The 7,658-nt window shown below is 30.9% G+C and carries 5 protein-coding genes; all 5 read left to right on the top strand.

Annotation, left to right across the window (positions count from 1 at the left end; all coding sequences use genetic code 11):
- Positions 1–1,122, top strand: a 1,122-nt coding sequence (locus KQI38_RS05215; protein ID WP_216556640.1) for an FtsX-like permease family protein, incomplete at its 5' end; no start/stop codon positions are given.
- Positions 1,123–1,302: 180 nt separating this feature from the next.
- Positions 1,303–1,425: a hypothetical protein gene (locus tag KQI38_RS22255; protein WP_276515549.1), complete on the top strand. Its 123-nt coding sequence runs from the start codon at positions 1,303–1,305 to the stop codon at positions 1,423–1,425.
- A 159-nt stretch (positions 1,426–1,584) separates the two neighbouring features.
- Complete coding sequence (locus KQI38_RS05210) at positions 1,585–4,842, top strand: ABC transporter permease (protein WP_216556638.1); 3,258 nt, start codon at positions 1,585–1,587, stop codon at positions 4,840–4,842.
- A gap of 36 nt (positions 4,843–4,878) precedes the next feature.
- A complete protein-coding gene (locus tag KQI38_RS05205) occupies positions 4,879–5,544 on the top strand; it encodes an ABC transporter ATP-binding protein (RefSeq protein WP_216556636.1) in 666 nt (221 codons plus the stop codon).
- 147 nt (positions 5,545–5,691) lie between these two features.
- On the top strand, positions 5,692–7,658 hold a 1,967-nt coding region (locus tag KQI38_RS05200), incomplete at its 3' end, for an ABC transporter permease (protein WP_216556634.1).

Raw genomic sequence — 7,658 nt, 5'->3', positions numbered from 1 at the left:
GATACAAGAACAGGTCCAATTAGTGGAAGACATATAAATAACTTAATGGAAACAGAATTAGTTGAAGATTATTCTGCCACAGCATTAATGATTTATGATGAACTATATATAGATAGGGAGGGGGTTATAGAAATGTATGAAGTTGGAGAAAAGGATAAAGTTCATGTTTTTGTATCTCCTCCCAAATTTGTAGTAAAAGCTAGTAGCAAAAGCTACAATAGCTCTGATGGAGTTATAGAGTTTGTTGAGTTAAATATTATAGATGGTTATTCATTGGAAGATTTTCATAAGGAATATATTAGAGGTTATAAAGGTCTTGAAACAATTATTGTAGATGAAAAGGGAGGAGAAGATTTCCCTATATTGGTATCTAATAAGGCAATGGAGCATTATGAACTTGAATTAGGAGATAAGATATCTTTGAAACCAGATCCAAACTATCGAAAATTATTAATGGAAGCCTATGGAACAATTGTAGGGACATTTGCAGGGGTTGGTAGTAGTGAAGATAATGATGGATACTCTCCAATAGATGAAGAACTTTTTATCTATCCACTAAGTGTATTGAAAACCGTTGAAAGAGGAGTTTATTATAGTAAAATGGAGTTTGTATTTAAACAAGAGAAAAACAAAGAGATTATAGAAAGAAAGGAAGAGATAAAGAAAATAGTTTCCGACAATTCATCTAATGAAATCCCGACTGAGTTAAAACTATGGGATGGAGAAGTTGTAAATGTAGTAGGACCATTAGAAAAGAATACATCCTTATTAGAAGTTCTGTACCCTGTAACATTTACCTTATCAATTATAATAGCAGGTATATTAGCATTTATAATGGTATTACGCAGGTCAACAGATATAGCAGTTCTAAGGATATTGGGAGTAAAGGAGAAAGAAGTAAGATTGAATCTATTTAGTGAAAATATTATGTTGGTGTTAATAGGAACAGCTATAGCGTGTATAACAGTATTTGTTATTTCTGTAAAATCCTATCCAATAGATATGTTTAAATATGTAATGGTCAGCGGTGGATATTTATTAGGTACTATCTCAGGACTGATACTAGGCATAGGAAAGATAACCAATAAAAAGCCACTGGAAATGCTTCAGGTAAAAGAATAGGCATGAAATCAATAATAGATAGAAGGAAAATTAATTAATTCACTGATTATTTTAATTTATTGAGTTGTATGCCTCTCTCTATATATAAAGCCAAATTTTTTTAAAAATATGTACAAAAGTTAGCTGACAATAAAATTATTATGAAATACACTTTAATTAAAATAGTAAAGGGGTACAAGCATGAGCATAGTATTAGCAAAGATAAATAAAATTGAAGATGAAATAATTGATAAAATTTTAATTATGAGTATGAATGAACAGCTACTACATGTTCTTGCTGATGCTTCATATATGAGAGGTTAATCATTTCTAAGGCATACAGGTTTAGTAAGTCTAGGTAGTTTAACTACCTAGACTTACAATTAATTAAAGAGAGTCTAATAATTGTTTTCAATTATCAGATAATCACGTGATTATATATTATTTTATTTAATATAGTAAAGTATAAGGAGAGTGAAATCCATGAAGAATCCAATAAACAAATCTAACCTAAGAAGACCCCTAAAGGGAATACTCCTTCTCATTATATTATTAATTTCATCAAATCTCTTTATATCCAGCATCAGCCAGTTCTTTATAGTCAATAGAGAGATAGATAATATTGGGAAACATTATAGGAGTATTGGAACAATACGACCGTTAGATGAGAATAACTCTGATGTAAAAGAAGCTCAAGAGCTAATTACAGGTGACCCAATGATAGATTTTGAGGATAATAAAAGATATACTACAGGAGTAATAGATGGATTATATAGAAATAAAAGAGGTGACAATCGTTTTTCAAACCAGCCAGGTTCAAATGTAAATGATACTATATTTATTGGAGAGTTGAAGGAGGTAGATAAATATACACTTGCTGACAATATCTATGAAGGGACAATATTAAAGGCTAAAGTAACAGATATATTGGCTGGAATTCCAGATTTTATAGAATCAGAATTTTACTATAAGGAGTATCAGGAGCATCGTTTTTTATTCTTATCTCATTCTATAATGACAGGGGAAAAGTATGAATATATCAACAATGACGTTATTGACCAATTATTTAAGCTGGAACAGGGAAAAAAATACTTATTCAGAACAGAAGTTTATACAAACAGCGACTCAGGTTCTGCTGCCAAGCCTTTATATGATGGTGGACCTCTATATATAGAACTAGACGATAATGGATATATAGATTGGAGTGATCCACAGTTTAAAATCATCAAGGATGAAATGGACTTTATCAATGAAAATATTTTTTCATATTATATTACAGGCACTAAAGATATGACAGCAATGCAGGAGGTACAAGATAGTGCAAAGGATTATTACTTGGTAGATGGACGTTGGATAGACAAGGAGGATGATGAAAATCAAAACTATGCAGTCATCATACATGAGACTATTGCCAAAAATCATAATATAAATATTGGAGATAAGCTTGAGATTAAAATGCGGGATAATGAATATGGTGCTTCATTCCTATTTACAGAAAAGGACCATAGGGAATGGAGGAACTATTATACATCTGAACCTAAATCTTATGAAGTAGTTGGTATATTTAATCGAAATAATTTTGGAAGTCGCTACGATTATATGTATGTTCCAGAAAGTACCATAGATATAGAGCTTGGCAGATATACTGGAGGGTTAGATGAACCTATATCTGTGAGCATTTATTCATATAGCTTTGTTTTAAAAAATGCAGAGGATGAATCTACATTTATAGAAAAGTATAAAGAACCTCTAAAAGAATCGGGGTATGAATTATCCTTTTTAATAAATAATATAGGGAGTTTTAAAGAAGCTTCGGATCCTGTTAAAAGGTCTACAACAATAAGTTCTATAGTTTTTTCTGTGCTTTTAATACTGATTCAAGGATTTGTAATTTATGTATATATAGACGGGCATAAGCTGAACTATGCAATAGAAAGAGCTTTAGGAATTCCTGCAAATATAAGCGGAAAACATCTGGTACAACCACTAGTTATATTTGGCATTATAGCATCGGCAGTAGGAGGATATACAGGCTATCAAAAGGCAATAGAAAAATCAACTGAATTATTGAGTAGTATACCTTCTAATATACAAAGGACTGTTACTTTGGGATTGGATATAAAATACTTCATTCTATTTATCTTTCTATCCATGATTCCATTTTCCATAATGTTGTTACTTAGAATAAAACAGCTTAAAAATTTATCAGTAATAGATTTAATCAACAACAATAGCAAGAAGAAAATTGTACAAGTAGAAAGTAAACAAGAAGAAATTAAATCTATAAAGATGGTTAAAGCTACTACTATATCACAGTCAACAGAAGCTACAGTATATGTAAAAGAAGAAGAGGAAAGAAAAGAGAAATACATAGAGGAAGATATACCTATATTAACAAAAGACAGTCAAAAAGCATTAAAAAGATTTTCACTAAATCATACCTTACGTTCAAAGGTAACATCTATACTCCTAATAGTATTGGCAGGAATATTTACCTTTTCATTATTGTGGATGAATTACCTAACCATTAAAAATAATGGACTTATAGAAAAAGCATACAAAGAGACTATTATAACAGGAGATATAATAGTAAAACAAAATAAAGCTACAAGTCAAGGAACAGGTCCAATCCATAGAAGACATATAGATAAACTAATAGAGACAGATTTAGTAGAAGATTATAAAGCTATAGCATCGATGATTTATGAAGAACTATATATAAATAGAGATGGAGTAATAAAAAAATATGAAATAGGAGAAAAGGATAAGGTCCATGTTTTTATAAAGCACCCTATATTTACAATAAATGCTAGCAGCAAAAGTTATAATAGTTCAGATGGAGTTATAGAATTTGCTGATTTAACTATTATAGACGGTTATTCATTAGAGGATTTTGATAAGGAATATACTAGAGGATATTCTAAAAATGGTGAAAAGACAGTATTAGATGAAAAGGGAGAAGAAGATTTTCCAATATTAGTGTCTAAAACAGCAATGGATCATTATGATTTAAAACTGGGAGATAAGATACTTTTAGAACCTGCTTCACGGCATCGACAACTATCAGCAAAAGCTTATGGAACTATAGTGGGAACTTTTAAAGGAATTTCCACTGGAAAAGATTATTACGGAAAAACCATAGTAGATGAAGAAAGGGAAGTATTTATTTATCCAATAAGGGTATTGGATATTACTGAACTGCAAACATTTTATAGTAAGATAGAATTTAAATTTAAACAAGAAAAGAATAAGGAGCTTATATTGCATAAGAAAGAGATAAAAAGAATAGTCTCTGATAATGAATTTAATGAATTTCCAACGGAGCTAAAGCTATGGGACGAGGAACTAACAAATGTAATAGAACCATTAGAAAAGAGTTTATCATTACTAGAAGTTCTGTACCCTGTAACATTTACCTTATCCATTGTAATAGCAGGTATATTAGCATTTATAATGGTATTACGTAGGTCAGTAGATATAGCAATTCTAAGAATATTAGGAGTAAAGGAAAAAGAAGTAAGATGGAATATATTTAGAGAGAATCTTATACTTGTATTAATAGGAACAGCCATAGCATGTATAACAGTATTTGCTATATCCATAAAATCTTATCCGATAGATTTGACGAAATATATAATGGTAACAGGAGGATATATGCTAGGTACTACAGCGGGACTGATACTTGGCATAGGAAAGGCAACCAATAAGAAGCCACTGGAAATGCTTCAGGTAAAAGAATAGATATGAAATCAATAATAGATAAAGGGGGAAATCAATATGGCAAAGTTAGAACTGGAAAATATTTTTTACAGATATAAAGGTGCAGATAAAGATGTGCTAAAGGATATTAATTGTACCTTTGAAGGAGGAAAATTAAATGCAATAGTAGGACCTTCCGGTAGTGGGAAAACTACTTTGCTTTCTATCATGGCAGGACTAGACGAACCGACTCAAGGGAAAATCTCTATAAATGGAAATGATTTAAAGGATATGGATTTAGATGAATATCGTAGAGATAATGTTTCAATGATATTTCAGGCATTTCAATTATTTCCGTTGCTTACTGCTTTGGAAAATGTAAGTTTTCCTATGGAATACAAGGGAATACTAAAAGAAGAGGCAAGAGAAAAAGGAAAAACGGTGTTGGATTCTTTGGGGATAGATGGAGATAAGCTATCTCGCTACCCTTCCAATCTATCAGGAGGAGAACAGCAAAGAGTAGCCATAGGAAGGACATTAGCCACAGGAGCAAAGGTAATACTTGCTGATGAACCTACGGGAAATTTAGATGATGAAAACAGTGAACGAATCATAGATATACTAAAAGAGTTAGCTCATCAACAGGATTTCTGTGTAATCATAGTAACCCATGATATGGAAATCGCAGAAGAATCAGACCATGTATGGAGAATTAAGGATGGAACTATTGAGCAAGTGAAATAAAGATTTAGAGAAGATACTTACTATTAAGTCATACAGATTGCAAGTTTAGGTGGCTAAATACTATCTAGACTTGTTTTTACATATATTTTTATTAATAATAATCCTTGTATATAGAATATCAAACAAGCTATAAGGAGAGTGAAATCCATGAAAAATCCAATCAACAAATCTAACCTAAGAAGACCTTTGAAGGGAATACTTCTCTTAAGCATACTTCTAATAGCATCAAACCTCTTTATATCCAGTATCAGTCAATTTTTCATAGTTAATAGGGAGATTGATAATATTGGTAAATATTTTAGAAGTATTGGAAAAATATTACCCTTAGATGAGAATAACTATGATGTAAAAGAAGCTCAGGAACTCATTACCGGTGATCCAATGATAGATTTTGAAGATAATATAAGGCATACTACAGGAATAATAGATGGGCTATATAGAAACAAAAGAAAGGATAATGTCTCTTTTGCAGGGAATTTAAGTTCAAATGTATATGACCTTATATTTATTGGAGAGATACGAGAAGTGTATAAATATCAATATGCTGAGAACATTTATGAAGGGTCAGCATTAGCTGTTAAGGTTACAGATATATTGGCAGGAATTCCAGACTATATAGAAGGAGATTTTCGCTACAAAAATAATCAGGAACATCGTTTCCTTTTTTTGTCCCACTCCATAGTAACGGGAGAAAAATTTGAATATATCAATGATGATGTAATAGACGAGCTATTTCAAATGGAACCCGGAAAAAAGTATTTATTTAGAACGTTTATTCATCCAGAGGCTGACACTGGATCCTTCGCTAAACCACTTTATAATGATGGACCTCTCTATATAGAACTAGATGATAATGGACATATAGATTGGGATGATTCACAGTTTAAAATCATCAAAGAGGAAATGGACTTTATCAATGAAAATATTTTTTCATATTATCTTACAGGTACTAAGGATATGACAGCAATGCCGGAAGTACAAGATAGTGCAAAGGATTACTATCTAGTAGAAGGACGTTGGTTTAGCAAGGAGGATGATGAAAACCAAAACCATGTAGTTATAATACATGAGAATATTGCCAAAAACTATAAAATAAATATTGGAGATAAGCTTAATATTAAAATGAGAGATAATGAATATGGTACATCAGAACTATTTACAGAAAAGGACCATAAAGAATGGAAAACATATTATGTCAGTGAACCTAAACCCTTTAAAGTAGTAGGTATATTTAATTCCAATGTTTACCCCCAATCTCGATACGTTTATATGTATGTTCCCAATAGTACCATACCTGTAGAACTTGGCAGATATGCTGAAGGGATGGATGAACCAGTATCTGTTAATATTTTTTCATATACTTTTGTTTTAAAAAATGCAAGGGATGAATCAGCTTTTATAGAGAAATATAAAGAGTCATTAAAAGAATTAGGATATGAGTTATCTTTTTTAATAAATAATGTGGAAAGCTTTTTAGAGTCTTCTGCTCCAATTAAAAGAGCTACAGCAATAAACTTTGTGCTTTTTAGTGTACTTTTAATATTAATACAAGGGTTTGTGATATATGTATATATAGAAGGACACAAGCTTAATTATGCAATAGAAAGGGCTTTGGGAATTCCATCAAAGATTAGTGGAAGACATTTAATACAGCCTTTAGTTATATATGGTATGATAGCATCGGGAATTGGAGGCTATATAGGTTTTAATAATGCTATGGAGAAGTCGATGGAATTGTTAGGAAGTGTTCCTGCTACTACACAGACTACTGTTAATTCAGGATTAGATATAAAATACTTTATACTATTTATCCTATTATCTATGATTCCCTTTATGATAATGTTGATGTTTAGGATAAATAAGCTTAAAAATTCTTCTATTATAGATTTAATTAACAACAATAAAAAGAGAAAAACGATTCAAGGGAAAACTGAAAGCTTGGAATTGGCTAAAGCTACTACTATATCAACAGAAGTAGAATATGAAGAAAAAAAGTCTATAAAAACTAAAACAGAATTAAGTAAAAGTGAAGATAAACATATAGAGAAAGATAAACAGACAAAAAAAGATAGTATAAGATCACTAAGAAGATTTTCATTAAAGCATACCTTGCG

Source organism: Tissierella carlieri (genome assembly GCF_018917285.1).
In the GTDB taxonomy this organism is placed as follows: Bacteria; Bacillota; Clostridia; order Tissierellales; family Tissierellaceae; genus Tissierella; species Tissierella carlieri.
This window is presented reverse-complemented; position numbering and strand designations above follow the sequence as displayed.

Excerpts from the sequence above, each read along its gene's own strand:
- KQI38_RS22255 (WP_276515549.1), top strand. The coding sequence starts at position 1,303 with ATGAGCATAGTATTAGCAAAGATAAATAAAATTGAAGATGAAATAATT.
- KQI38_RS05210 (WP_216556638.1), top strand. The coding sequence starts at position 1,585 with ATGAAGAATCCAATAAACAAATCTAACCTAAGAAGACCCCTAAAGGGA.
- KQI38_RS05205 (WP_216556636.1), top strand. The coding sequence starts at position 4,879 with ATGGCAAAGTTAGAACTGGAAAATATTTTTTACAGATATAAAGGTGCA.